The following is a 25,834-nucleotide window of genomic DNA, read 5'->3' on the forward strand; positions in this document are numbered from 1 at the left end:
GCGGACCAGCAAAGGAGCTCCGGATGGGTCGAAGAGGTTCGGCACTACGATCCCGTAACGGGCGGGCAGCACCGAAACCGTTACGGCGCAAGATAATCCTGCTGATGAGCGCGGTGCTCGCGCTCGGTCTCTCCGCGATCCCGGCGATCGGGGCGGCACAGCAGGAGCAGACCGCAGACGCCCGGCCCACCGCCAACGCGGTGACCGTGCTCGTGTTCCACGGCCCGGTGTCCGAACAGGACGATCCGGTGGCGCAGGCGGCCGATGCCATCACACAGCTCGGCGAGCGCAACCGCATCACCGTCGAGAAGGCCACCGATCCGGCGGTGTTCACGACGCAGAACCTGCAGCGCTACCGCGGCGTGGTGTTCCTCTCCGCCACGGGCGCCGAGCTGAACGCCGGCCAGGAGTCGGCGCTGCAGCGCTACATCCAGGACGGCGGAGGCTTCCTCGGCGTCCGTGACGCGGCCAAGGCGCAGGAGCGCTCGAACTGGTTCAGCGGCCTGATCGGCGCCCGGCCCGCGGGTGCCCGGCCGACTCCGCAGGAGGTCGTCGAGGTCACCGCGAGCGGCGAGAACCCGCCGAACGAGACCAAGGACAAGCTCGTCGACGGCGCTGCCAACACCAAGTGGCTGACCTTCGCGCGCACCGGATGGGTCACGGTGCAGCTCGCCGAACCCGCCGCGATCGCGCACTACGCGCTGACCTCCGCCAACGACTACCCCGGACGGTCCCCGCGGGACTGGACCCTGCAGGGCTCGGCGGATGGGCAGACCTGGACCGATCTGGACCGGCAGACGGGGCAGACGTTCCCCGATCCCTTCCAGACCAAGGAGTACCGCTTCGACAACACCCAGGCCTACCAGCACTACCGGCTCGACATCACGGCCAACAACGGCGAGCCGCTCATCCAGCTCGCCGAGCTGGAGCTCTACACCGCCGACGCCGAGCCGCCGCCGGAGCCGCAGCCTCAGGAGGCGGTGGTCAGCGTCGTCGACGGCAACCACCCCGCCAACGCGGGGCTTCCGGCCACCTGGACCCGCACGGACAGATGGCTCAACTGGGAGAGCAACCCCACTGGCGAGGTCCACACCGTCGCCCAGGTCCAGGAGCACACCTACGACGCCGGTGAAGGCGGTAACGGTGCGTTCCATCCGATCTCCTGGTGCCGTGACTACGACGGTGGCCGGTCCTTTTACACAGGAATGGGCGGTACCGCCGAGGCCTATGGCGAGGCGAACTTCCGCACGCACCTGCTCGGTGCTCTGAAGTGGACCACCGGCATGGTGCGTGGTGACTGTCAGGCGAGCATCGCGGCCAACTACAAGACCGAGCGCCTCACCGGCCAGAACCAGCAGGGCCAGCTCGACCAGTCCGGCGAGATGCACGGGATGACCATCGCGCCCGACGGCACGGTGTTCTACGTCGGCAAGGCAGCCTGTGCCACCGGCCCGATCGCCAGCTGGGACGACCCGAACGTGGGCCGTGGCTGCGGCACCATCCACCAGTGGGACCCAGAGTCCGAACAGGTCAAGCTGGTGACCACATTGGACGTGTTCGGTAACCGCGGTAGCGGTGACGAACTGGTCAAGACCGAGGAGGGCCTGCTCGGCATCACCCTGGATCCCGATTTCGAGGACAACGGGTGGCTTTACGTCTACTGGATGCCGTACGAGTCGATCGACCGCGAAACGCGGATCGGTCAGCGAACCGTCTCGCGGTTCACCTACGATGCGGCCGCGGACACGATCGACCTCGGTAGCCGCAAGGACATCCTGTCGTGGGACACGCAGATCCACAGCTGCTGCCACGCCGGTGGCGGGATGGACTTCGACGACGAAGGCAATCTCTACGTCGCTGTCGGGGACAGCAACTCCTCACAGGGCTCCAGCGGCTACTCGGGCAACAACTGGACCCAGGACTACCAGGGAGTGTCCTTCCAGGACGCGCGCCGGACCTCCGGCAACACCAATGATCTCAACGGCAAGATCCTGCGAATCCACCCGGAGGACGACGGTACCTACACGATCCCGGAGGGCAATCTCTTCCCCGAAGCGGAGGATCCGGACGGCAAGACCCGGCCGGAGATCTACGTGATGGGTGTCCGCAACCCGACCAGGCTCGAGATCGACCCGGTCAACGGCTGGCTCACCACCGGCTGGGTCGGTCCGGACGCGGGCGCCCCGAGCCCCGAGCTCGGGCCGGCGAAGTACGAGACGGCGACGATCATCACCTCGGCCGGTAACCAGGGCTGGCCCTACTGCATGGGTAACAAACAGCCCTACCGTGACCGCAGCAACACCGATGCCTCGGTCCTGACCGGCTGGTACGACTGCGACAACCTGAAGAACACCTCGCCGCGCAACACCGGCCTGGTGGACATCCCGCCCGCACGAGACAACATGATCTGGTACTCGCCGCAGGGTGGTGGGCCGATCTTCCCCGAGCGGGCGGACGGCAGTGGTGTGCCGACCTACGATGCGGCGGATTCGACTTACACGCAGCCGTACTTCACCGGTGGCTGCCAGGCGATCATGCCGGGGCCGACCTACCATCGGTCGCAAGTGGACCCGGACAGCACGGTGGCGTGGCCGGAGCACTGGAACAACAAGTGGTTCATCGGTGACGAGTGCGGCGCCAACAACCGGGTCGCGGTGACCGTGAACCCGGACACGGTGGCCGAGCAGGGTCCCCCGCTGTTCGGCGAGGACCTGCGCAAGATCATCCGCAGTGGCGGTGGCAGCGAGCAGCTGCAGAGCTGGATGGACGCGAAGTTCGGTCCGGACGGTGCGCTGTACCTGATCGACTACGGCAGCGGGTTCTTCAGCCTCAGCAACAACCAGAAGCTGATCCGCATCACCTACGAGGGCGGCCCGGCCACCCCGGCCCCTGCCGCGTCGGCGACGGCGGTGCAGAACAAGGCGCTGACCATGGCGTTCAACGGAGCCAAGTCCGGTGGTGTCTCCTACCGCTGGGACTTCGGTGACGGTGCGACATCGACCGAGGCCAACCCGGTGCACGTCTACGACTCCGTGGGCACCTACCAGGCGAAGCTGACGGTGACCTACGCCGACGGGGAGAAGGCCACCACGACCACGGAGGCCACGGTCGGCTGCCAGGTGCCGGACACGCGGGACGAAGTGTGGCTGCGTGACACCGACACCGGGGTGACCAACCACGAGGTCGGCAACGGCTGCACGGTCAACGACCTGATCGACGACGAGAGCACGTGGTCCAACGCCAACGCGTTCGTCAAACACGTCAGCGACGTCGCCGGCAAGCTCAGGAAGGACGGTGTCATCACCAATGCCGAGCGCACCGCGCTGATCAACGCGGCGAGCCAGTCCGGCATCGGTGGCAAGAACGACCGTGGCTACGAGCCGATCTTCAACGGGACATCCGGTTCGTTGCGTGGCTGGGAACAGGCGCCTGGCGGGCGGTTCGTACTCGGCGAGGACGGTCTGCTGCGCAGCGAGGGCGGACTGGGCATGCTGTGGTACGCGGCGCGCCCGTACGGCGACTTCTCGCTGAAGCTGGAGTTCCGGGACAGCTCACCAGATCCGCATCGTGCGAACAGCGGTGTCTTCGTGCGCTTCCCGAACCCCAACACCCCGCTCGAACAGCGGCCCGCGGGCAGCTGTGGCACCGTCGGCGCCGCACGGACGTCCCCTGCGTGGGTGGCGATCTACTGTGGACACGAGGTGCAGATGTACGACGGCGAGTCCGGTGAACCGCAGAAGACCGGTTCGATCTACAACTTCGACCCGGTCGGTCTCGGTGACGCCGGAACGACGCCGAAGGGACAGTGGAACACCTACGAGATCCGGGTGGTCGGCCAGCACTACACGATCATCCGCAACGGCGTGGTCATCAACGAGTTCGAGAACGCGCCGGGCATCCAGTCGTCCCGTGCCGGTGATCCGCCGACGGATCAGCGGCAGTTCCGCAACGGGTTCATCGGGTTGCAGAACCACGGGAACAACGACGTGATCGAGTTCCGCAACATCCGCGTGCGGGAGCTGTAACCGAGGCAGCCGGCCGGCGCGGGCACGACGTGCGATCAGCCCGCGCCGGCCGGCCTCCACCGGGGGCCGTGCGGGCACCCCCCACTCACGAGAGGCGGAGCATTGGAGACGTTTCGACGATTACGGGCAGCCCTGCGCGGGCGCCGCCGGAGAGAGGCGCCGCGCCTTGGCGTGGCCGCACGCAGGACGACCGTCGGCATGCTGAGCATGCTGCTGGTGGCGCTGTGGGTGGTGCCGGCATCGCTGGCCGAGCAACAGGCACAGCAGACTGCTCAGGCAGCTCAGCAGCAGGTGCTGACCTGGACGGCCAATGACAGCATCACCGCGTATGCCTCGGTAGCGACGTCGGCGACGGCCGGTGCCGCGACGATCGTGTTCGAGAACAGCGCGGCGACCGGCAACACGACAGGCATGCCGCACACGCTCACGTTCGACACGTCGACGCCGGGTTACAACCATGACGTGAACCTCAACATCCTGGCGAGCCCGTTCGACGCCAACGGTGGACGGTACGAGGTCGAGGTGAACCTCTCGCCCGGACAGTACCGGTTCTACTGTGCACTACCCGGCCACGGTCAGATGACCGGCGTGCTCACGGTCACCGAGGGCGGTGGCGAGGACACCACCGCGCCAACGGTGTCCGCCCAGGTCAGTGGTGACCAGGACGCGCAGGGCAACTACCTCGGCTCGGCGACGGTCGCCATCGCGGCGGAGGATGCCGAATCCGGTGTGTCCACAGTGGAGTACCAACTCAATGACGGCGCGTTCCAGCCCTACGCGGAGCCAGTGGCGGTGACCGAACCCGGTGACCACACTGTACGGTTTCGGGCCACCGACAACGCTGGCAACATCTCCGAGGTGGGCTCGGTGACGTTCACGGTCGTCGAACCGGCACCGGACGACACAACCCCGCCGGAGGTGTCGGCCGAGGTCACCGGGACACAGGACGAGCAGGGCAACTACTTCGGTTCGGCCACGGTGACGGTGAGGGCGACCGACACCCAGTCCGGCGTGGCCGGCATCGAGTACGAAGTGGACGACAGGGGTTTCGTGCCCTACACCGCTCCCGTCAGGGTGTCCGAGATCGGCGACCACTCGGTACAGTTCCGGGCCACCGACAACGCGGGCAACACCTCTCAGGTCGGCTTCGTGACCTTCTCCGTGGTGGAGCCGCCGCCCGGTGACACCACTCCGCCACACGTCATGGCCGAGGTCGCCGGTGAACAGGACGAGCAGGGCAACTACCTGGGCTCGGCCACGGTCACGCTCACCGCACACGATGCGGAATCCGGTGTGGACAGTGTGGAGTACTCGCTCGACGGTGGTGAGTTCACTGCCTACAGTGAGCCGTTCGCGGTGACGATGGTGGGTGAGCACACGGTACGTCACCGGGCCACGGACCACGCGGGTAACACCTCGGAGGAGGGCTCCACGTCGTTCACCGTGGTGGCCGGCTCGGAGGACTCCACTGCGCCGCAGGTGTCGGCCGAGGTCACCGGTGAGCAGGACGAGTCCGGCGACTATGTTGGCACAGCGACCATGCTTGTGTCCGCTGTGGACGATGAGTCCGGTGTCGCCTCGATCGAGTACGCACTGGACGGTGGTGACTTCACGGCCTACACCGAGCCGGTTCCGGTAACGGCACTCGGTGAGCACACGGCGCGCTACCGGGCCACCGACAATGCGGGCAACGTCTCGCAGGTGGGTTCGGTGACGTTCACCGTGGTGGAGGGTATGCAGGAGGACACCACGCCACCCGAGGTGGCGGTGGCGCTCTCCGGTGAGATGGACGCGGACTGGAACTACATCGAGTCGGCGAAGGTCACCATCACCGCGCAGGATGCCGAGTCCGGCGTCGCGGCCATCGAGTACAGCTTCAACGAGGGTAGTTTCCGGCCCTACCGGATTCCGCTGACAGTGGCGGACGCCGGCGTGTACACGGTGCGCTACCGCGCGACGGACAATGCGGGCAACACCTCCGAGGTGGGTTCGGCGACGTTCACGATCGTGGACTACGACAACGACAGTTGCCGTGGCTCCGACATCCGGGAGACGGTGATCATCGGTCGTGTCGACACCGGAATCGCCAACATCGACACCGGGAACGGCTGCACGATCAACGATCTGATCGCCGAGGATGCCGAGTACGGTAACCACAACGCCTTCGTCAGGCACGTCCGCGAGGTCACCGGCGAGCTGGTGGCGGCGGGCACCATTGGAAAGAAGGACGCCGACCGGATCATCGACGCCGCGCGTCGTTCCGGTATCGGCGCGTGACACCCGCGTCCCCGGCCCGTGCCCAGCGCACGGGCCGGGGACGCTCGGAACAGTAGGAGGCACGGGTGGGTACGCCCGCACGGCAGGGTCTGGACCGGGTAGCTCTGCGCGCTGATCTGCGTGCCGCTGTGCCTGACGCGACCGCGGCGCTGGTGGTCACCGCCGCCGTGTTCGCGTGGCTCTACGCGCGCGTGCGCTCCGGCGAGTCGGCCACGTTGGCGGTGATGCCGTTCCTCGCCGATGCCAACGCCTACTGGATGTACTGGCTGTGTCAGGCGTTCGGCTGGTCGGCGCTGCTGTGGGCATGGCTGACCACGATGCTCGGGCTGCTGCGCTCGGGTACCGGGCCGAGGTGGGTGCCGGTGGCGGCGTCGCGACTGGAGCGGTGGCATCGCACGACGAGCCTCACCACGATCGCGCTGATGGCCGCCCATGCCGTGCTGTTCTTCGCGGAGATGATCCGGACCAATGAGGACGGTCTCGGTGTCGCCGGGCGGGTGTGGAGTGCGTTCGTCGACACCTTCGTGCCCGGCGGGTACAGCAGCGGCACGGGACGGGTGGCGATCCTGCTTGGACTGTTCGCGCTGTACCTGGCGATCCCGCTCGGCCTGCTGTACTACTTCCGCGCCAGTGCGGGCGCCCGGCTCTGGCGGGCCGTGCACCGGTTCGTCATCGTGGTCTACGTCCTCAGCGTCTGGCACACCTTGTTGTACGGGACCAACGTGTGGTTCGACGGCTGGCCACGGACGACGCTGTGGGCTCTGCAGTTGCCGGTTGCCGGGCTGCTGCTGGCGCGGCTCTTGTCGCCGGCGCGGCCGGGGGAGCGGCTGCGCCGGTCCGGGTACACGGGCGTACGGGCGGTGCTGCTACGGGCGGCGGGTCTCACCGTGACCATGGGAGCGATGCTGGCGGTGGTCGCGGTGCTGATCACCGGCCGGGACGGCGGCCGCACCCCCGGCGGTGAGGGCGCCCCGTTGTCGGTGACCCCCGGCATGCTCTGGGCCGGACTGGCGGTGTTCGCGGTCGCCGTTGCCGTCGCGATCGCGGTGGTGCAGCGCGCCGAGCGGAACCCGGTTCAGTCGTCCAAGCCCTCGCGGTCGGCCCACTCCAGGAGCGGCTCCAGGGAGTAGGCGGTGTCGTCGATGCCCGCGTGCAGGTCGCCGAGCTCGGCGAAGCGCGCGGGCATCGTCGCGATCGTGCACTCCCGCGGCTCGACGTCATCGACCTCGGCCCAGGTGATCGGGGTGGACACGGTCCCCTCCGGTACCCCGCGCACCGAGTAGGCGCTGGCGATCGTGTGGTCGCGGGCGTTCTGGTTGTAGTCGACGAAGAGCATCGCCGGGTCGCGGTCCTTGCGCCACCACGTGGTCGTCACATCCTCCGGCGCGCGCCGTTCGACCTCACGGGCGAACGCGAGCGCAGCGCGGCGGACCTCGGTGAACCCCCAGCGTGGCTCGATCCGGACATAGATGTGCAGGCCGTCGCCGCCCGAGGTCTTCGGCCAGCCGGTGATGCCGAGCTCATCGAGCACCTCGTGGGCGACGTGGGCGACCCGCCGCACGGTGTCGAAACCGCACTCCGGCATGGGATCGAGATCGATGCGCCATTCGTCGGGGCGTTCGGTGTCGGCCCGGCGCGAGTTCCACGGGTGGAACTCCACGGTGGACATCTGTACCGCCCAGATGACGCTGGCCAGCTCGGTGACGCACAGTTCGTCGGCGTGCCTGTTGTACCGGGGGAAGTGCACCCGCACGGTCTCCAGCCACGGCGGCGCGCCATGCGGTATGCGCTTCTGATGCACCTTCTCGCCTGCGACTCCCGACGGAAAGCGGTGCAGCATGCACGGGCGTTCCCGCAGCGCGCGCACGATTCCGTCGCCGACCGACAGGTAGTACCGGGCGAGGTCGAGCTTCGTCTCCCCGCGGGCGGGAAAGTACACCCGGTCCGGGTTGGAGATCCGCACCGTGCGGTCGCTGACCTCGAGCTCAACGGCGGTGTCCTTGGCCATGCACAGACGCTAGCGGGAAACCGCCGGCACGTCGCCTCGGCCGTAACATCAGAGGTGGCTCAACCTCTTTCTATTCAGAAAAGGAGTGCGTCATGATCTTCATTACCGCCAAGTTCCGAGTTCGGCCCGAGTACGCCGAGCAGTGGCCTGACGTTTCCCGTGAGTTCACCGAGGCCACGCGGGCCGAGCCGGGCAACCTCTGGTTCGACTGGTCCCGCAGTCTCGACGACCCCGCCGAGTACGTCCTCGTCGAGGCCTTCCGCGACGAGGAGGCCGGCGCCGCGCACGTCCAGTCCGCACATTTCAAGGCGGCTCAGCAGACGCTGCCGCGGTACCTGGCGCAGACGCCGCGCATTATCAACACCACCGTGCCCCAGCAGAACTGGTCCGAGCTGGGTGAGCTCGCCGTGCCCTGACTGTCGATAGTGGACAGTGGCGGATATTCGGCGGTGTAACCTCTGCCACATCGCGGCTTCGGCGTGTTCGGGAACAAAGTCGGCCATCGGCGTGCTGACCATCGCATCAGCGTCGATCTTCCTGGCTCGCATGTTCCGCCGAAGGGTAGTGATGGACGGCATCGCACGCACCGTCGAACCGCGTGGCTCCGAAAGGATCCGCATCATCCTCGTGCTGGGGGCGCTGATCGCCCTCGGCCCGCTGACCATTGACATGTACCTCCCCGCGCTGCCCGAGATCGGCGCTGACCTGAGCGCCTCGCCCTCGGCGGTGCAACTCACGCTCACCGGCACGCTCCTCGGGCTTGGCCTGGGGCAGCTGCTGGTCGGGCCGTTGGCCGATGCGGTCGGCAGGCGGCGCCCGCTGATCGCCGGCACGCTGCTGCACATCGCCGCGTCCGTGTTGTGCCTGCTGGCCCCGAACGTCGCCGTGCTGGGATTCTTCCGCACGCTGCAGGGGGTCGGTGCGGCCGCCACCATGGTCGTCGCCATGGCTGTGGTGCGCGATCTATTCACCGGCCGCGCCGCGGCGACCGTGCTGTCCCGGCTCATGCTCGTCATGGGTGCGGCGCCCGTGCTCGCGCCGACACTGGGCGGGGCGATCCTGCTCACCGGCTCGTGGCGGGGCGTGTTCGGCGCGCTCGCCGTGCTCGGTGTCCTGCTCCTGCTCATCGCCGTGTTCGCGCTACCGGAGTCGTTGCCGCCGGAACGCCGTCGCACTGCTGAGATCCGGCCCGTGCTGCGCACCTACCGGGCACTCGTGACCGACCGCGAGTTCGTGGTGTTCGCCCTGGTCGCCGCGCTGGGCATGTCGGCGTTGTTCGCCTACATCTCCGGCTCGTCGTTCGTCCTGCAGGAGCAGTTCGGGCTCGACCAGCAGCAGTTCGCGCTCGTGTTCGGCGCCGGTGCGGTGGCCATCATCGGCGCGTCCCAGGTCAACGTCCCGCTGCTCGCCAGGTTCAGCCCCACACGGATCGTGGTCGTCGCGCTGGCGGCGGCGACCGTGTTCGGGCTCGTGCTGACAGTGCTCACGGTGACGGCCACGGGTGGACTGCTGGGCTTCGTGGTGCCGCTCTGGTTCGTGATGGCCGCGGTCGGCTTCGTGCTGCCGAACGCGCCCGCGCTGGCGCTGTCCCGGCACGGGGAGGCGGCGGGGACGGCCGCGGCGATACTCGGCGCCGTCCAGTTCGGGCTCGGTGCGCTGATCGCACCGTTGGTGGGTGTGCTCGGCAATGACGGTCCGGCCATGGCGATCACCATGACCGCGGGTGCGGGGGTCGGTTTCGCCGCACTCGGCACCATCGTGCTGCGCCGCCGGCTGCGGGTGCGTGCGGTAGCCGCTGCCGTGTGAGCCGGTCACCGTAGCTCGTGCAGCCCGCCGTTCTCGGCGTGCGTGTCGGGGATCGCCTCCAGAACCGTGGAGGCGATCGCCCCGGCGTCCGCTTCCCGTGCGGCGGACAGGGGACTCCACGGGGTGAGGCTCAGCGGGTCAGTGGATGGCGCTGCTGGGCATGAACCCAGGGCCAGGTCATCAGCGCCCAGGCGACGAGCACGAGCGTGACCTCGGGGATGAGGTACCACGGCCACGGCCCCAGCAGGTCGAGCAGCGAGCTGGTCTCCGGTTTGCGGTTGACGAAGCCGAAATTGTTGCCCGTGAAGGCGTTGACCACGAACGCCGTCACCGCCCAGGTCGCGCTGACGGCGACGGTGATGCGGTAGGCCCGCCAGTTCGGCCGGATTCCGAGGCCCCAGGTGAGGTAGATCGCCGCCCACACGACGAACAGGTGCAGTCCCCAGAAGGCGAAGAAGTCACGCTGCGGGAAGTCGACCGTCAGCACGGGGGTGAACAAGGCTTGCGTGCTCAGCGACAGGCACCAGTAGTAGGTGAGCGCGCAGGCCCAGAAGCTCTGCGACCACAGGGCATACGCGGCCACGGGTCCGGCGAGGTCGGACAGCTGCAGCGGTACCGACCGATCGATGCTCCAGCCAGAGGCCGCCGCCGAGTAGAAGCGCACGACGAGGAAGCTCACCAGGAGGACCGCCGCGAAGCACCAGCTGACCGGTTGTGCTGCCGGAGTGTTCCGCAACCGGCGACCGCCCGCGACCGCGGCTACCGTCCCCAGCGCGAAGACGGCGAGCACCACCCAGTGCGACCCGCCGTATGCGGTGAACTCGCCCGCAGTCACGTCGCCTCCCCGGCCCCCTCGAACCCGATGCTGCCACGCGAGACCCGGCTTCGCCGGTAGCGAAAACGCCGGGTGATCCTTTCGCTACGGGCGAATCCGGCGTTGTACCACTGTGGACACTCGTCGATCTGCTCTACTGTCCGCTGGTATGGCTCAGGGACACAACAACTCTTCGGTGACACTGTCGGACTCGGTGTACGAACGGCTGCTGCGGCAACGGATCGTCGTGCTCGGCCAGGAGGTCGATGACGACGTCGCCAACCGCATCACCGCGCAGCTGCTGTTGCTGTCGGCGGACGATCCGGCTGCCGATATCTCGCTCTACATCAATTCCCCTGGCGGCTCGACGTCTGCGGGGCTGGCGATCTTCGACACGATGGAGCTCGTCGACTGCGATGTGGCCACCTATGGCATGGGCCTGGCCGCCTCAATGGGGCAGTTCCTGCTCTCGGCCGGCGCACCGGGCAAGCGTTACGCGCTGCCGCACTGCCAGATCCTGATGCACCAGCCGTCCGCGGGAGTCGGCGGCACCGCGTCCGACATCAGCATCCAGGCCGAGATGCTGCGGCTGCACAAGCAGGAGATGGCGACGCTCATCGCGGGGCACACCGGGCAGACCGTCGAGCGGATCGTCGCGGACTTCGACCGGGACCGGTGGTTCACAGCTGAGCAGGCCCGGACGTACGGCTTCATCGACCAGGTCGTCTCGCGGGCGGGGCACCTGAGCCCGAACCGCGTCAGCCCGGCGTGACCGGGCGGCGCGCCAGCGGGGTGGACAGCACCATGGTGCTCGAAGGCTTGCCGTAGGGCGCCAGCCGGTCGATGAGCTGCTCGAACGCGGGCATCGAGGCGGCCGCGACCTTGAGAATGCTGCACGCGTCGCCGGTGATGCGGTGGATCTCCTGCACCTCGGACCAGGTCGGCACCTCCGGATCGCGTAGCACGCAATGGGAGCCGTAGCAGGACATCCGGATGAAGGCGATCACCGGCTTGCCCGCTTTGGCCAGGTCCACCTGGGCGTGGTAGCCGGTGATGATCCCGGACTCCTCCAGCCTGCGGACGCGCTCGGCCACGGCGGGCGGGGACAGGTGCACCCGGCGGGACAGCTCACTGAACGACAGCCGCGAGTTGGCCTGCAGCTCGGCCAGCAACGCCCAGTCGGTCTCATCCATGGTGCCTATCCGATCATGAAGTGACATGCCCGAGTCGCCTTCGAATCGTAGGCCGGCAATGCCGGTGGCCGTTGAACCGGTATTCAATCCGCGGTCTCACGACGCGATCATTGATGGCAGACGAGCACCGGGGAGGTGACCACGTGCAGCGCATCCCGATGGAGGCGGAACGTGAACCCACACTGGAGTTCCGCCGGGTGCCCTACGACGACTACGTCCACGCGAGCACACTGCACAGCCTGCAACAACCGCTCAGCGATGATGCAGGGGAGATGTCGTTCCTGGTCATCAGCCAGGTCATGGAGCTCTATTTCGGCTTGATCCACTTCGAGCTGCGGCAGCTGCAGGAGCGGCTGCGCGCGGGCGACGTGTGGGGCGCGCTCGCGCCCGTGCGGCGTGCGGTGCTGCATCTGGAGGGGCTCGGCGCGGGCTGGCGCACGCTGAGCTGGATGACCCCGGGCGACTTCAACCGGTTCCGCACGCTGCTCGGCGAGGGCTCCGGCTTCCAGTCCGCCATGTACCGGCACCTGGAGTTCCGGCTCGGTCTGAAGACCCCGTCGTTGATCCGGCCCTTCCGGCGTGACCCCGGCGTGCACGCGGCGCTGAGTGCGACGCTGGCCGAGCCGAGCGTGTGGGACGACGTGCTCGCCCTGCTGGCGCGCGAGGGCCACGACATACCGGTCGAACTGCTCGACCGCGACTTCACCGCCGAGTACCAGCCGCATCCCGCCGTCGAGGCGGCCTGGGTGCGGATCTACCGCGACACCGGCCCGGACAACCTGCCGCGCCAGCTCGGGGAGGGTCTGACGGACCTGGCCGAGCAGTTCGGCGAGTGGCGGTATCGGCATCTGCGTGCTGTGGCGCGCACTATGGGAGCGAAGGTGGGCACCGGCGGCTCCAGCGGCATGGGCTGGCTGCGGCGCACCATGGAACGGCCGGTGTTCCCCGAACTGTTCAGCGCACGGACGTTGATGGACTGACGCGATGACGACGACGCTCGACCACACCGAGGCCGATGCCCTGCGGCGCGACATCGCCGACCCAGGCCACCGCGGCCTCTTCCTGATCCCGCCCGCCGACGGTGGCCGGTACCCGGACGCCGCCTACCTCGCCGGCAACTCCCTCGGCCTGCAGCCTGCGGCGACCAGGACCGAGCTGCTGGAGGACCTCGACGACTGGGCGCGGCGTGGCGTCGAGGGGCATCTCGACGCGCGGCGGCCGTGGCTGCCCTACCACGCGTTGCTCACCGAGTCCGCGGCCCGCTTGGTCGGCGGGCTGCCGCGGGAGACCGTGGTGATGAACTCGCTGACGGTCAACCTGCACCTGCTGCTGGTGTCGTTCTACCGCCCGCGGGGCCCGCGCACGCGCATCGTCATCGAGGACTCGGCGTTTCCCTCCGACAGCTACGCCGTGCGCAGCCAGGCCCGTTTCCACGGCCTCGATCCGGATGCCACGGTCGTCCGCCTCGATACCGGTGACGTGCCCGGTTACCTCGCCGACGAAGGTGCCACGGTGGCACTCGTGCTACTGGGCGGGGTCAACTACCTCACCGGTGAGCTGCTGGACATCCCGGCGATCACCGCCGCAGGCCATGCCGCGGGGGCGGTGGTCGGCTGGGATCTCGCCCATGCCGCGGGCAACGTGCCGCTGCGCCTGCACGAGTGGGGTCCGGACTTCGCCGCGTGGTGCTCCTACAAGTACCTCAACTCGGGGCCGGGCGCGCTGTCCGGTGCGTGGGTGCACGAGCGGCACCTGGGTGACCGGTCGTTACCGCGGTTCGAGGGCTGGTGGAGCACGGAGGAGGCGACCCGCTTCGAGATGGCGCCGGTGTCCCGCCCACCGGCCACCGCCGAGGCCTGGCAGGTGTCCAACCCGCCGATCTTCGCGATGGGCCCGGTGCGGACGTCACTGCGGATCTTCGACGAGATCGGCATGGCGGAGCTGCGGGCACGCAGCATCCGGCTGACCGGCTACCTGGAGCAGCTGCTGGACCCGGTCGTGGCGACCCGGCCGCTGCACGTGCTCACGCCGCGCGACCCCGTGCGCCGCGGGTGCCAGCTGTCCCTGCGCGTTGAGCGCGGCGGTACGCAGGAGCTGACGCGCAGGCTGCGGCTGGAGTTCGGGGTCGTCGCCGACGCGCGGGAACCGGATGTGCTGCGGCTGGCACCGGTGCCGCTCTACTCGACCTATCACGACTGCTGGCGCGCCACGGACGCGCTCGCCCGGCTCATTGCGGAGGCATGCCCATGACACTCCCGGTGCCAAGTCGCGGCATTCAAGGTGACCACCGAGCGCGCTTTCTCTGGCCGCTATCGGGGCGGCAGGGCGCCGATCCGCACCGTGTCACCCTGGCTCGTAAGGAGCGCCCTGTCGACACGATCGCGGTAGCGCGCAAACTCGCGGAGACACAATGACCGAGCGTGCGGGCGTGGCGATCATCGGCGCGGGACTCGCCGGTTGCCTGCTCGCGTGCTACCTCGCGCGGCGCGGCGAGCGGGTCACCCTGTACGAGCGGCGAGCCGACCCGCGCCTGACGGGTGCGGAGCGTGGCCGTTCCATCAACCTCGCGTTGTCCGAACGCGGGCTGGATGCGTTGCGCCGTATCGGGCTCGACGGCAAGGTTCTCGCCGACGCGCTTCCCATGCGGGGCCGCATGATCCACGGCTTCGAGGGTGGTCTGGACTTCCAGCCCTACAGTGCCTGTGGCGACCGCGCGATCAACTCGATCAGCCGGGGCGCGCTCAACAACGTGCTGCTCGACGCGGCGCAGGCACTGCCGGGTGTCGAGGTCCGCTTCGAGCACCGGCTCGTCCGCCTCGACCCGGCTACGGCGCGGCTGTGGTTCGACACCCCGGCCGGAGAGGTTCGTGCGGGCGCCGAGGTCGTGCTCGGGACCGACGGCGCGGGTTCTGCCGTGCGCGGCGACCTGCTGCGGCACCGCTGCACCACCGAGCGCCTGGATTTCCTCGACTACGGCTACAAGGAGCTGACGATCCCCGCGGTGGCGGGCGAGTTCGCGCTCGATCCCCGCGCGTTGCACATCTGGCCGCGCGGCAGGTCGATGATGATCGCGCTGCCCAATCCGGACCGCTCGTTCACCTGCACCCTGTTCTGGCCCAACAGCGGCATGCGGTCGTTCGCCTCGCTGGGCAGCCCGGCCGCCATCGAACGGTACTTCGGCGAGCAGTATCCCGACGTCGTGCCGTTGCTGCGGGATCTCGTGGCCGAGTACCAGCAGAACCCGGTCGGGCTGCTCGGCACGGTGCACTGCGCACCGTGGCAGGCCCACGGCCGGGTCGGACTGCTCGGCGACGCGGCGCACGCGATCGTGCCGTTCTACGGCCAGGGTGCCAACTGCGCGTTCGAGGACGTCGTCGTGCTCGACCGCTGCCTCGACCGCGCCGGAGGCGACTGGGTCGAGGCGTTGCCGCTGTTCGAACGCGGTCGGCGAGCCGACACCGAGGCCATCGCGGAGATGGCGCTGGCCAACTTCGTGGAGATGCGGGACAAGGTCGCCTCGCCGGTGTTCAAGCTCGCCAGGAGGATCGAGCACGCACTCGAGCGGGCGCTGCCCGGCCGGTACGTGTCGCGCTACGAGCTGGTGTCGTTCTCGACCACCCCGTACTCGGAGGTGCGTCGCCGGGTGCGGACCCAGCATCGCGTGCTCGCCGCGGCCGGGCTGGCGGTCACCCTGGGCGCGGCGGGCGCGGTGAGTCCACTGTGGAGGCATCGATGACCGAGACGCTGCGGCATTTCATCGGCGGGGAGTTCACCGGCTCCGCAAGGGAGTTCGGTAAGTACAGCCCGGTGACCGGTGAACCGGTGTGCCAGGTGTACGAGGCCGGTGAGTCCGAAGTGGATGACGCGGTCACCGCGGCGCGGGCAGCACTGCGGGGACCGTGGGGACGCACCAGTGAGCTGGAGCGAGCGGGGATGCTGCGGCGCATCGCCGAGGAGATCGAGCGCCGCTTCGAGGACCTGGTGGCCGCCGAGGTCGCCGACACAGGCAAGCCGGTTGCGCAGGCCCGCACGCTCGATGTGCCGCGCGGCGCGGCGAACTTCCGTGCGTTCGCTGACATCGTCAGCGCGGCACCTGCCGAGTTGTTCCGCACCGCTACACCGGGCGGTGGCCGGGCGCTGAACTACGCGGTGCGCAAACCGGTCGGCGTGGTGGCGGTGATCGTGCCGTGGAACCTGCCGTTCCTGCTGCTCACCTGGAAGGTCGCGCCCGCGCTCGCCTGCGGCGACGTCGTGGTGGTCAAGCCCTCGGAGGAGACGCCGTCCTCGGCGGCTCTGCTCGCCGAGATCATGGCGGCCGCCGGCCTGCCGCCCGGGGTGTTCAATCTGGTGCACGGGTTCGGGCCGGACTCGGCGGGGGAGTACCTGGTGCGGCATCCGGGTGTCGACGCGATCACGTTCACCGGTGAGTCGGCCACCGGCCGGACCATCGGCAGGGCGGCCGCCGACGGCGTGAAGGCGGTGTCGTTCGAGCTGGGCGGTAAGAACGCCGCGATCGTCTTCGCCGAGGCCGATCTCGGCGCCGCTGTGGCGGGCACCGTCCGCTCGAGTTTCAGCAACGGCGGTCAGGTGTGCCTGTGCACCGAGCGGGTCTACGTGCAGCGGCCGGTGTTCGAGGAGTTCACCGAGCGGCTCGCGACACGGGCGGGGGAGCTGGCCTTCGGCTGGCCCGCGCAGCCGGGGCTCACCACGATGCCACTGATCTCCCGCGCGCACAGGGACAAGGTACTCGGCTACTACCGGCTCGCCCGTGACGAGGGAGCCGCGGTGCACACCGGTGGGGACTGCCCGGTCTTCGGCGATGCGCGTGACGGCGGGGCCTACGTCCAGCCCACCGTCCTCACTGGACTCACCGAGCACAGCAGGACCAACCGCGAGGAGATCTTCGGCCCGGTCTGCCACGTCGCCCCGTTCGACGACGAGGACGAAGCCTACGCGCTCGCCAACGACAGTCAGTACGGACTGGCCGCGGCGGTGTGGACCCGTGACGTCGGCACGGCCCACAGGGCCGGCGCTGCCCTCGACGTTGGGCTGGTCTGGGTGAACACCTGGTTCCTGCGCGATCTGCGCAGCCCTTTCGGCGGGATGAAGTCCTCAGGTATCGGCCGGGAGGGCGGGACGTACTCGTTGCACTTCTATTCCGAGACCACCAATGTCTGCGTCGACCTCGGCTGAGAGCGAGGGGAGCTCGATGGGTGCGAACACACACGCCCGGACGGTGCCTGGCAAGGCACGGCCCCGCGGCCGGTTCCCGCATGTGAAGGTGGCGGGCGGGTTCGCGTTCGTGTCGGGAACCAGCAGTCGCAGGCCCGACAACACGATCGCCGGCGCCGAGTCCGACGAGCTGGGTACCACCACAGTGGACATTCGGGAGCAGACACGGGCTGTCATCGGCAACATCCGCGATGTGCTCGCCGAGGTGGGCGCCGGGCTGGAGGACCTCGTCTCGGTCACCACGTATCTGGTCTCGATGAACGACTTCGGCGGCTACAACGAGGTGTACGGCGAGTTCTTCGACGAGAACGGGCCCTCCCGCACGACCGTCGCCGTGCACCAGCTGCCGCATCCGCACCTGCTGATCGAGATGTCCGCGGTGGCCGTGCTGCCACCCGGTGATCCGGCGACGACGAGAAGGAGGACGTGATGACAATCCCCGCGCCCGTGCACTTTCCCGGCTGGCTGGCGCAGAACCAGGCGCTGCTCAAGCCGCCGGTCGGCAACAAGCAGATGTTCCCGACCGGGCACGATTTCATCGTCATGGTCGTCGGCGGGCCCAACCAGCGCACCGACTTCCACGTCGACCCGTACGAGGAGTTCTTCTACCAGGTCAAAGGAAACATGCATGTGGACGTCGTGACAGATGACGGAATCGCGAGCGTGCCCATCGGCGAGGGCCAGATGTGGGTGTTGCCCGCGAACATGCCGCATTCCCCGCAACGGCCGGAGGCCGGCTCCGTCGGCATCGTGATCGAACGGGTGCGCAACGAGGGAACTCTGGAGAGGTTCCAGTGGTACTGCCCGAACTGCTTCGCGCTCGTGCACGAGGTGGAGCTGCAGGTGCGCGACATCGTCGCAGACCTGCCGCCGGTGTTCGAGGCCTTCTACGCCGACGAGCAGGCCCGCGTGTGCCGGCAGTGCGGCACCGTGCACCCGGGGAAGGGCTGATGCCTCCTCCCGTCATCGACGTGCACACCCACCTGGTACCGCGCGGCTGGCGCGACCTGTCCGCTGCTTGTGGTGGCGAGGGCTGGCCGTGGCTGCGCATCGACTCCGAACGCGAGGCGATGATCATGGTGGGGGAGCAGGAGTTCCGCCCCGTCGGCGCGCAGTGCTGGGACCCGGCTGTGCGGGCAGGTGACATGGCGGCCGACGGCGTCGACGTCCAGGTGGTCTCACCGACGCCGGTGTTCTTCGGCTACGACCGGCCCGCGGCGCAGGCGGCGAAGCTGGCCCGGATTTTCAACGACCTGACCCTGGAGTGCGTCGCCGGCGATCCGCGGTTCGTGCCGTTCTGCCAGGTGCCGTTGCAGGACCCCGACGCTGCCTGCGCCGAGCTGGACCGGTGCCTGGCATCGGGGCATTCCGGTGTGGAGATCGGCAACCATGTCGGCGATCGCGACCTCGACGACGAGGGCGTGGTCACCTTCCTGCAGCACTGTGCCCGGGTCGGTGCGCCGGTGTTCGTGCACCCGTGGGACATGCCCGACGGGCCCCGCCTCGACCGGTGGATGGCGCGGTGGCTCACCGGCATGCCTGCCGAAACCCACCTGTCGGTGCTCGCGCTGATCCTGAGCGGCGCGTTTGACCGGCTCCCGGAGACGCTGCGGCTGTGCTTCGCCCACGGCGCGGGCAGCTTCCCGTTCTGGCTCGGCCGGGCGGACAACGCCTGGCACCGCCGTGGCGAACTCGTGCGCGGCAGCTCGCAGCGCCCGCCCAGCCACTACGTGGACCGGTTCTACTCCGACACCGTGGTGTTCGAGCCGGCCGCCCTGCGGCTACTGGTGGAGGTCCTCGGCGAGGATCGGGTGGTCGTCGGCAGCGACTACCCGTACCCGCTCGGCGAACGCCCGGCCGGGGAGGTGGTGCGCAAGGCCACGTTCCTCACCGACGGCCAGCGCACCAAGATCCTGTCCACCAACGCGCTGCGTTTCCTGGGGACTCCGTGCTGACGCCGGACCGGACGCTGCGCTATGGCCCGGACCCCGACCACGTCGCCGACGTGTGGGTGCCCGCCGAACCGTCGGCCCGGCCGCTCGTCGTGTTCATCCACGGCGGGTACTGGCGGGCCGAGTACGACCGCACGCATACCCGCCCGATGGCCGCCGACCTGCGCGACCGCGGCTGGCCGGTCGCGGCCATCGAGTACCGCCGCCGCGCGGGCAGGCCCGACGACCTGGTCGACGACGTACGGGCCGCGTTGAAGGCGGTGCCGCCCGCTCTGGGAGCCGGCCGGGTCGTGGTCGCCGGTCACTCGGCGGGCGGGCACCTCGCCCTGTGGGCCGCTGCGGCCGCACCGGCACCGGGGCTCCTCGGCACGATCGCCCTGGCCCCTGTCGCCGACCTCACCTGGGCCGACGAGCAGGGGCTCGGGCAGGGTGCGGTGGCCGCGTTCCTCGGCTGTCCGGCCGCGGAGCGAGCGGATTTGGACCCCGTGCGCCTGAAGCACCCGGCGGAGCCCGTGGTGCTGGCGCACGGTGACGCGGACACCGACGCCCCGCTGAAGCTCAGCGAGTCCTACGTCGCGGCGCACCCCGCGAGCAGGCTGGTCGTCATCCCGGGTGCGGGGCATTACGAGGTGATCGATCCACGCAGCGTCGCGTGGCCGTACGTGATCGGCGAACTGGCCGCGTCAGCTGGCGGCGACCTTCGCGCGGGAGAAGAGGCGAGCCGGTAGCAACCACGGCAGCCGCTCGGAGCGCAGCACGGCCAGCGGGCCGATGATCGCCAGCAGCAGCACGTAGCCCGCGACGAACGGGGCGACCCGCGCGTCCAGACCGGCCGCGGTCGCCATCGTCGCCAGCACGAGGGAGAACTCACCGCGGGTGAGTACCGTCAGCCCGACGTTCACCCCGGCCTGCCGGTCGAAGGAATGCAGCTTCGCGGCGAACGCGCCCGCCGCGAGGTTGAGTACCACGGTCAGTGCGACGGCGATGAGCACCGGCACCACGACCGTGCCGACCGCGGCCGGGTCGATGCTGAGGCCGAAGATGAAGAAGAACAGCGCACCGAACGCGTCCCGCAACGGCAGGACGAGCTTGTGAATGCGGGGCGCGAGTTTCGAACCGCCCAGCATCATGCCGACCATGAACGCGCCGATGGCATCGGAGACGCCGACCTCCTCGGCGACGGCGGCGCCGAGCACCGCCACCCCGACGAAGCACACGGTGAGCAGTTCGTCATCGGTTGAGCCGAAGAGCTTGGACACCACCCGGCCACCCCAGCGGGCGAGTGCGGCCAGTACCAGCAGGAACACCAGTGCCTTGGCGAAGTCGGCCAAGGCGGCCCCGAGGTCGTCTGCGCCGCTGAGTACCGGCTGCAGGAGTGCGAGGTAGAAGGCGAGGAACAGGTCCTCGATCACGATGATGCCCATGATCAGGCGGGATTCCGGGTTGCGAACCCGGCGGGCCTCGACGAGGAGCTTGGTGACGATGGCGGAGGAGGAGATGCCGATCGCGCCCGCGATCACGAGCGCCTCACGGGTGCCCCAGCCCAGCAGGAAGCCGAACGCCATGCCGCCGCCCACGTTGAGGAGCAGGTAGCCGGCACCTGCCAGCATGAGTCTTCGGCCGCCCGAAACGAGTTCGCCGAAGGAGAACTCCAAGCCGAGATAGAAGAGCAGGAACACCAAGCCGAGGCCGGCGAGAACGCTGAGCTCGGCCGGATCGTCCACAAGGGACAGACCAGGAGTGTTGGGGCCGAAGATGAATCCGGCCAGCATGAACAGGGGAATGGTGGGCAGGCCGATGCGGGAACCGGCTCTGGCTATCAGGCCGGCGGCCAGAAAGGCGCCGCCGACGGCGAGCAGGGCATGACCGACGTTCACATGAACTCCTCGGAAGGTAACAGCACGTTGCGGGGTTGGACACCCCGTGTTTCGCGGCGGTTACCTTGCGGGTGGTGCGCGGGCGGCGGCCGGCGCCCCGTGCGCGGCGCTGACCGCGCCGGTGGTCGTGACCTGCGGCGTGCCGAGTGCGGCGAGGAGTAGTCGCGGAGTGTCCGTGTCGGGGATGTCGGGAGGGGGCAGTGGTGCTGCTACACCGGCGCAGTCGGGCAGCGGGGCCTGGGCGAGAATCGCGACGGTGTCGGTGGAGCCGTGGCCCGGCGGATGAGCGCTGCTGGTGGGCGTCGCCATGACGAACGCCATGAGAAAAAGGGCAAGCAGTGTGAGGACGGACCGGTGCCGCATTGCGCGCGCACCAGTCCGTCTCATCACACCTGCCTGTTCACGATTCAATCCCCGCTTGCGACCCGTCATCCAGCATACCAGAGGTTTGGGTCCATAATGGACTTTCGCGATGTCCGTCACGCCCGGTGACGGCTCGACGCCGGGAAGGATTCGGTCGGCTACGTTGTTGCACCGGGTAACGAGTCGAAAGGACTGGCGCGAATGACCGAGCAGGCGATACAGCCTCAGGTGGTGCACAACGAGCAGGGTCAGCGGTACGAGGTGTGGGTCGGCGACGCCGTCGCCGGTTTCAGCGAGTACCGCGACCAGGGGCGCCGCCGGGTTTTCACGCACACCGAGGTGGACGATGCCTACGCGGGCCAGGGACTCGGCAAGGTACTGGCAGCCAGTGCTCTCGACGACGTCGTGCGGCATGGTCTGGTGATCGTGCCGCTGTGCCCGTTCATCGCGGGTTACCTCCGCAAGCACGAGGAGTACGCCGAGCACGTGTACTGGCCCGGCGGTGAGGGATGAGCAACCTCGATGCCCGGCCGGTTGTGACGCCGTGCCATGCGGTGGGGGAGCACGGTGCGGTCACCGAGCTGTTGCCGGCGCGGACCGTGCCGCTGGGTGGTGTGCGCGGCATCCACGTCGAGCGGGTCCTGCCGCAGCGCGCGTTGCCGACCGTCGGCGCGTGGTGCTTTCTCGACCAGTTCGGTCCGGAGCCGGCCGACATGCGTGTGTTACCGCATCCGCACATCGGGCTGCAGACGGTGACCTGGCCGGTGGCAGGCGAGATCCGGCACCGGGACAGCGTCGGCAGTGACGTGCTCGTGCGCCCCGGCCAGCTGAACCTGATGACCGCCGGGCGTGGGGTCGCGCATTCGGAGTTCTCCATTGGCGAGGGCACGATCCTGCACGGGCTGCAGTTGTGGGTCGCGCTGCCCGCCGACAGCGCTGGCGTCGCGCCGGCGTTCGAGCAGCACATGACGTTGCCACGCTACGAGCAGGGTGGCCTGCGGGCGACGGTGCTGCTGGGTGCGCTCGGCGATGCGGTGTCGCCGGCGACCGTGTACTCGCCGATCGTCGGCGCGGAGCTCTCTGTCGCGCCCGGCGCAATAGAGAACGTTCCGTTGCGTGCCGACTTCGAGTACGCGGTGCTCGTCGTGGAGGGTGAGCTGCGGGTAGCGGACGTGCCGCTCGAGTCCGGACCGCTGCTCTATCTGGGTACCGGCCGGGAGGAACTGCCCATCGCAACGGCCGGCACCGGGGCGCGTGCGATGCTCCTCGGCGGGGAGCCGTTCGCCGACGAGCTGGTGATGTGGTGGAACTTCGTCGGCCGCAGCCACGACGAGATCGCGGCCGCCCGAGCCGACTGGGAGGGAGCCGATCCGGCCCGGTTCGGCACCGTGCCAGGCCACGGCGGAGCCCGCATCCCGGCTCCCGAACTACCCGGGGTACGCCTAACCCCGCGCCGAAGGCGCTGACGCGCGCCGGCGAGCGGGGCACACCATGCGCGAGTCCCCCGCTCAGGCCGGCGAGTCCCGCACTCAGGCACGCGAGTCCCCCGCTCGGACGCACGAGTTGCCCGCTCGGGCACCCGAGTTGCCCCCTCAGGTACGCGAGTCCCGCGCTCGGACGCGCGAGTCCCGCGCTCCGGCACGCGAGTTGCCCGCTCGGGCACCCGAGTTGCGCGCTCTGGCTGATGGGCGTGCCTGACAATCCGGTGGCCGGTTCGGGTTGGGCGACCGCGTGTGGCACACGCAACAGGCACGCGCTTATACCGCCGTGGTTTACCTCGCGTTCGCGGCCACTTGGCGCCTGCGCCGGTACCCAGGGTATTGCGGTCACCGCGGACGACCGCAGGTGCGCCCTGCTTGCCGGAGTGGGCAACGCACTTGCCCGAACGGGCAACTCGCGAGCCTGGGCGCGCAACTCGTGCTCCGGCGGGCAACTCGCAGGCCCCGGCGGGGGACTCGCGTGCCTGGGCGGGCAACTCGCGCGCCCCGGCGGGGGACTCGCGCGCTGGAGCGGGGGACTCGCGCACCTCGGCAAAGCCGAGCCCCGCGACGGGGCGCGACACGCCCACGTTACGGTGGCTGGCGTGCGTACCACGAGACACGAGCAGGCAACCCGCACGAGCGCCGTGCTGTCGGCGAGTGCTGCCGTGATCGGGGTCACCGGTCCAGAACGGCGGACCGGAAGCGCGTAGTACCTTGGCAACACGATTTCGCCCGGAACTACAGGGCTTGCGCGCGCTTGCCGCCGTACTCGTCGTCATCTACCACGTATGGCTCGGCCGGATCTCCGGCGGCGTCGACGTGTTCTTCTTCGTTTCCGGCTTCCTGATCACGGGCCAGCTCTACCGCGCGGGCACGCGTGGGCGCATCGCGTTCCAGCCGATGTGGGGCCGGATGATCAAGCGGTTGTTCCCCGCGGCCATGACCGTGCTGCTGGCGACCGTCGCAGTCGGTTACGTGCTGCTGCCGGAAGGCCGGTGGTTCCAGACGATTCGCGAGGTCGTGGCCTCGGCACTGTTCCTCGAGAACTGGCGCCTGGCGGCCGACTCCGCGGACTACTTCGCCCAGCACGGCCAGGCCAGTGTCGTGCAGCACTTCTGGTCGTTGTCGATCCAGGGCCAGTTCTACCTGGTGTGGCCGCTGCTGGTGGCGGGTGTGGTGCTACTCGCCCGCCGAATGGGTGCCGACCTGCGCGCGACGCTGTGCACCGTGTTGGCGGCGGTGTTCGCGGCGTCGCTGGCCTACTCGGTGTGGCTGACGGCGGCGGACCAGCCGCTGGCGTACTTCACCTCGCTGACCCGGGTGTGGGAGTTCGCGCTCGGTGGCGTGCTCGCACTCATGATCGACTCGCTGGTGCTCGCGCGGTGGTTGCGTATGGTGCTCGGCTGGCTCGGCGTCGCCGGGCTCATCAGCTGTGGCCTGATCCTGCAGGTCGGTACCGTCTTCCCCGGCTTCGCCGCGCTCTGGCCCACCGTGTCGGCGGCCCTCGTGCTCATCGCAGGCACCACGAGCAGCCGGGCGGGCGCCGACCGGATCCTCTCCTCGCGGCCGCTGGCCTATCTCGGTGACCTGAGCTACTCGCTGTACCTGTGGCACTGGCCGGTGCTGCTGTTCTATCTGGCTGCCCGCGACCGCGAGGAGGTCGGCCTGCGCGGCGGCGCGATCGTCATCGCGGTCTCGCTCGTGCTCGCCGCGCTGACCTACCACCTCGTCGAGAAGCCGGTCCGGGACTCCTCGACCGCCGTGACGACGCGCTGGGGCGCCTACCGGTTCGGCGCGGCCGCGCTGGTCCCCGTGCTGGTCGCCGCGGGCGGCTGGCAGTACCTGAGCGAGCAGAAGTCGGCGTTCGCGTTCGTGCCGGACGATCCCGCCTACCCCGGGGCGAAGGCACTGCATTCCGCCACCGTCGCCGCGACGGCGGAAGCACCACTGATGCCGCCGTTCGCGGCGTTGCCTGAGCAGTTCGCCTTCTTCGACGAGCACGAGTGTGGTCAGGCCGCCCGGCACCCGGAGCTGGTCGTGTGCGCCACCCAGACCGTCGGCGAGCCGGCACGGCGCATCGTCGTGGCAGGCGACTCGCATTCCCAGCAGTACAACGCCGCGCTGCGGCCGATCGCGCGTGAGCGCAACTGGCAGATCATCTCGATGGGTCGCGGCGGGTGCCCCTTCTCCACCGACTCCGATGCCCAGTCCGGCGACGAGGCCTGCGTGAGCTGGAACGCCGCGGTCGCCGACGAGATCATCGAACTGCGCCCGGACGCCGTGTTCACGATGGCCACCCGCGACGTGCGGGTCGGGCTCACCGAGTGGACACCACCCGGCTATGTCGCACAGTGGCGCCGGGTCGCCGACGCCGGCATTCCCGTCGTCGCCGTGCGGGACACCCCGCGCTACGACACCCCACCGTCGGTGTGTGTGGAGAAGCGGGGCGCCACGGATCCGGAGTGCAGTACGCCCCGTGCGGATCTGCTGGCCACGGACCCGCCGTACGCGGCGCTGGCCGACCTGCCGCCCAACGTCTACTTCCTCGACTTCAGCGACTACTTCTGCACTGTGGACGTGTGCCCCCCGGTGGTCGGCAACGTGCTGGTGTACCTCGACGACAACCACGTCACCGCCGCCTACATGGAGACGTTGTCGGGCATCCTCGATGAGCACCTCGTCGCCACCCTCGGCTGGACCTGACGCCCGCACTTTCCGGAACGCATTTATTCTCTTTCTGAAAATTAATTCGTTCCCACTCTGCGGACGTTATTGCCGGATATCGCGGAAAAACGGCATCGTCGTA

General features: G+C 69.1%; 22 protein-coding genes. 17 read left to right on the top strand and 5 right to left on the bottom strand.

Annotated elements, in window-relative coordinates:
* Positions 1-23: 23 nt before the first annotated feature.
* The 3 genes from ABZ863_RS24080 to ABZ863_RS24090 all read left to right on the top strand — a co-directional run bounded on the left by ABZ863_RS24080 (position 24) and on the right by ABZ863_RS24090 (position 7,432).
* The gene (locus ABZ863_RS24080; protein WP_358539547.1) at positions 24-4,025 is read left to right on the top strand and encodes a ThuA domain-containing protein; all 4,002 of its coding nucleotides are present in this window, start codon (positions 24-26) and stop codon (positions 4,023-4,025) included.
* A 171-nt stretch (positions 4,026-4,196) separates the two neighbouring features.
* Complete coding sequence (locus ABZ863_RS24085) at positions 4,197-6,302, top strand: chitobiase/beta-hexosaminidase C-terminal domain-containing protein (protein ID WP_358539548.1); 2,106 nt, start codon at positions 4,197-4,199, stop codon at positions 6,300-6,302.
* A gap of 65 nt (positions 6,303-6,367) precedes the next feature.
* A complete protein-coding gene (locus ABZ863_RS24090) occupies positions 6,368-7,432 on the top strand; it encodes a ferric reductase-like transmembrane domain-containing protein (RefSeq protein ID WP_358539550.1) in 1,065 nt (354 codons plus the stop codon).
* Here ABZ863_RS24090 and ligD read toward each other — a convergent pair.
* Positions 7,378-8,310 (bottom strand): non-homologous end-joining DNA ligase, encoded by a 933-nt coding sequence (ligD, locus tag ABZ863_RS24095; RefSeq protein ID WP_358539551.1) that lies wholly within the window; start codon positions 8,308-8,310, stop codon positions 7,378-7,380. The two genes, ABZ863_RS24090 and ligD, sit on opposite strands and share 55 nt — an antisense overlap.
* A 92-nt stretch (positions 8,311-8,402) precedes the next feature.
* Here ligD and ABZ863_RS24100 point away from each other — a divergent pair, with 92 nt between their 5' ends.
* Both ABZ863_RS24100 and ABZ863_RS24105 read left to right on the top strand, forming a co-directional pair.
* Positions 8,403-8,726: a putative quinol monooxygenase gene (locus ABZ863_RS24100; protein ID WP_358539553.1), complete on the top strand. Its 324-nt coding sequence runs from the start codon at positions 8,403-8,405 to the stop codon at positions 8,724-8,726.
* Positions 8,727-8,856: 130 nt separating this feature from the next.
* Positions 8,857-10,116 carry a multidrug effflux MFS transporter gene (locus ABZ863_RS24105; RefSeq protein ID WP_358539555.1) on the top strand — a complete coding sequence of 420 codons (1,260 nt, stop codon included), beginning with the start codon at positions 8,857-8,859 and terminating at the stop codon, positions 10,114-10,116.
* A gap of 130 nt (positions 10,117-10,246) precedes the next feature.
* On the opposite strand, the gene ABZ863_RS24110 is transcribed toward ABZ863_RS24105, so the two are convergent.
* Complete coding sequence (locus tag ABZ863_RS24110; protein ID WP_358539557.1) at positions 10,247-10,951, bottom strand: TIGR02206 family membrane protein; 705 nt, start codon at positions 10,949-10,951, stop codon at positions 10,247-10,249.
* A gap of 148 nt (positions 10,952-11,099) precedes the next feature.
* On the opposite strand from ABZ863_RS24110, the gene ABZ863_RS24115 reads away from it, so the two are divergent.
* The gene (locus tag ABZ863_RS24115) at positions 11,100-11,702 is read left to right on the top strand and encodes an ATP-dependent Clp protease proteolytic subunit (RefSeq protein ID WP_358539559.1); all 603 of its coding nucleotides are present in this window, start codon (positions 11,100-11,102) and stop codon (positions 11,700-11,702) included.
* Here the strand turns inward: ABZ863_RS24115 and ABZ863_RS24120 are convergent.
* Positions 11,689-12,123: an Lrp/AsnC family transcriptional regulator gene (locus tag ABZ863_RS24120; protein ID WP_358539562.1), complete on the bottom strand. Its 435-nt coding sequence runs from the start codon at positions 12,121-12,123 to the stop codon at positions 11,689-11,691. The genes ABZ863_RS24115 and ABZ863_RS24120 overlap by 14 nt on opposite strands.
* A 143-nt stretch (positions 12,124-12,266) precedes the next feature.
* Here ABZ863_RS24120 and ABZ863_RS24125 point away from each other — a divergent pair, with 143 nt between their 5' ends.
* The 8 genes from ABZ863_RS24125 to ABZ863_RS24160 all read left to right on the top strand — a co-directional run bounded on the left by ABZ863_RS24125 (position 12,267) and on the right by ABZ863_RS24160 (position 20,035).
* Entirely contained in the window at positions 12,267-13,103 is an 837-nt protein-coding gene (locus tag ABZ863_RS24125; protein ID WP_358539564.1) for a tryptophan 2,3-dioxygenase family protein, read from the top strand.
* Positions 13,104-13,107: 4 nt separating this feature from the next.
* A complete protein-coding gene (gene kynU / locus ABZ863_RS24130; RefSeq protein ID WP_358539566.1) occupies positions 13,108-14,373 on the top strand; it encodes a kynureninase in 1,266 nt (421 codons plus the stop codon).
* 160 nt (positions 14,374-14,533) lie between these two features.
* Positions 14,534-15,859: an NAD(P)/FAD-dependent oxidoreductase gene (locus tag ABZ863_RS24135; RefSeq protein ID WP_358539568.1), complete on the top strand. Its 1,326-nt coding sequence runs from the start codon at positions 14,534-14,536 to the stop codon at positions 15,857-15,859.
* On the top strand, positions 15,856-17,316 hold the full coding sequence (locus ABZ863_RS24140; RefSeq protein ID WP_358539570.1) for a 2-hydroxymuconic semialdehyde dehydrogenase: 1,461 nt from the start codon (positions 15,856-15,858) through the stop codon (positions 17,314-17,316). Before ABZ863_RS24135 ends, ABZ863_RS24140 begins: the two co-directional genes overlap by 4 nt.
* A 16-nt stretch (positions 17,317-17,332) precedes the next feature.
* The gene (locus ABZ863_RS24145) at positions 17,333-17,785 is read left to right on the top strand and encodes a RidA family protein (RefSeq protein ID WP_358539573.1); all 453 of its coding nucleotides are present in this window, start codon (positions 17,333-17,335) and stop codon (positions 17,783-17,785) included.
* Positions 17,785-18,306: a 3-hydroxyanthranilate 3,4-dioxygenase gene (locus ABZ863_RS24150; protein ID WP_358539575.1), complete on the top strand. Its 522-nt coding sequence runs from the start codon at positions 17,785-17,787 to the stop codon at positions 18,304-18,306. Before ABZ863_RS24145 ends, ABZ863_RS24150 begins: the two co-directional genes overlap by 1 nt.
* The gene (locus tag ABZ863_RS24155; RefSeq protein WP_358539577.1) at positions 18,306-19,310 is read left to right on the top strand and encodes an amidohydrolase family protein; all 1,005 of its coding nucleotides are present in this window, start codon (positions 18,306-18,308) and stop codon (positions 19,308-19,310) included. Before ABZ863_RS24150 ends, ABZ863_RS24155 begins: the two co-directional genes overlap by 1 nt.
* Positions 19,304-20,035 carry an alpha/beta hydrolase gene (locus ABZ863_RS24160; protein ID WP_358539580.1) on the top strand — a complete coding sequence of 244 codons (732 nt, stop codon included), beginning with the start codon at positions 19,304-19,306 and terminating at the stop codon, positions 20,033-20,035. The genes ABZ863_RS24155 and ABZ863_RS24160 overlap by 7 nt, the downstream gene beginning before the upstream one ends.
* On the opposite strand, the gene ABZ863_RS24165 is transcribed toward ABZ863_RS24160, so the two are convergent.
* Both ABZ863_RS24165 and ABZ863_RS24170 read right to left on the bottom strand, forming a co-directional pair.
* Positions 19,991-21,184: a cation:proton antiporter gene (locus ABZ863_RS24165; protein ID WP_358539582.1), complete on the bottom strand. Its 1,194-nt coding sequence runs from the start codon at positions 21,182-21,184 to the stop codon at positions 19,991-19,993. The genes ABZ863_RS24160 and ABZ863_RS24165 overlap by 45 nt on opposite strands.
* A gap of 60 nt (positions 21,185-21,244) precedes the next feature.
* Positions 21,245-21,505, bottom strand: a complete 261-nt coding sequence (locus ABZ863_RS24170) for a hypothetical protein (protein ID WP_358539584.1) — start codon at positions 21,503-21,505, stop codon at positions 21,245-21,247.
* A gap of 243 nt (positions 21,506-21,748) precedes the next feature.
* On the opposite strand from ABZ863_RS24170, the gene ABZ863_RS24175 reads away from it, so the two are divergent.
* The 3 genes from ABZ863_RS24175 (at position 21,749) to ABZ863_RS24185 (ending at position 25,731) form a co-directional block, all read left to right on the top strand.
* Positions 21,749-22,060 (top strand): GNAT family N-acetyltransferase, encoded by a 312-nt coding sequence (locus tag ABZ863_RS24175; protein ID WP_358539586.1) that lies wholly within the window; start codon positions 21,749-21,751, stop codon positions 22,058-22,060.
* Positions 22,057-23,013, top strand: coding sequence for a pirin family protein (locus tag ABZ863_RS24180; protein ID WP_358539587.1), 957 nt, complete (start codon positions 22,057-22,059; stop codon positions 23,011-23,013). The genes ABZ863_RS24175 and ABZ863_RS24180 overlap by 4 nt, the downstream gene beginning before the upstream one ends.
* Before the next feature lie 729 nt (positions 23,014-23,742).
* Complete coding sequence (locus ABZ863_RS24185) at positions 23,743-25,731, top strand: acyltransferase family protein (protein WP_358539588.1); 1,989 nt, start codon at positions 23,743-23,745, stop codon at positions 25,729-25,731.
* Positions 25,732-25,834 lie beyond the last annotated feature (103 nt).

Origin of the sequence: Saccharomonospora sp. NPDC046836, from assembly GCF_040645195.1 — a bacterium.
Lineage (GTDB): Bacteria > Actinomycetota > Actinomycetes > Mycobacteriales > Pseudonocardiaceae > Prauserella_A.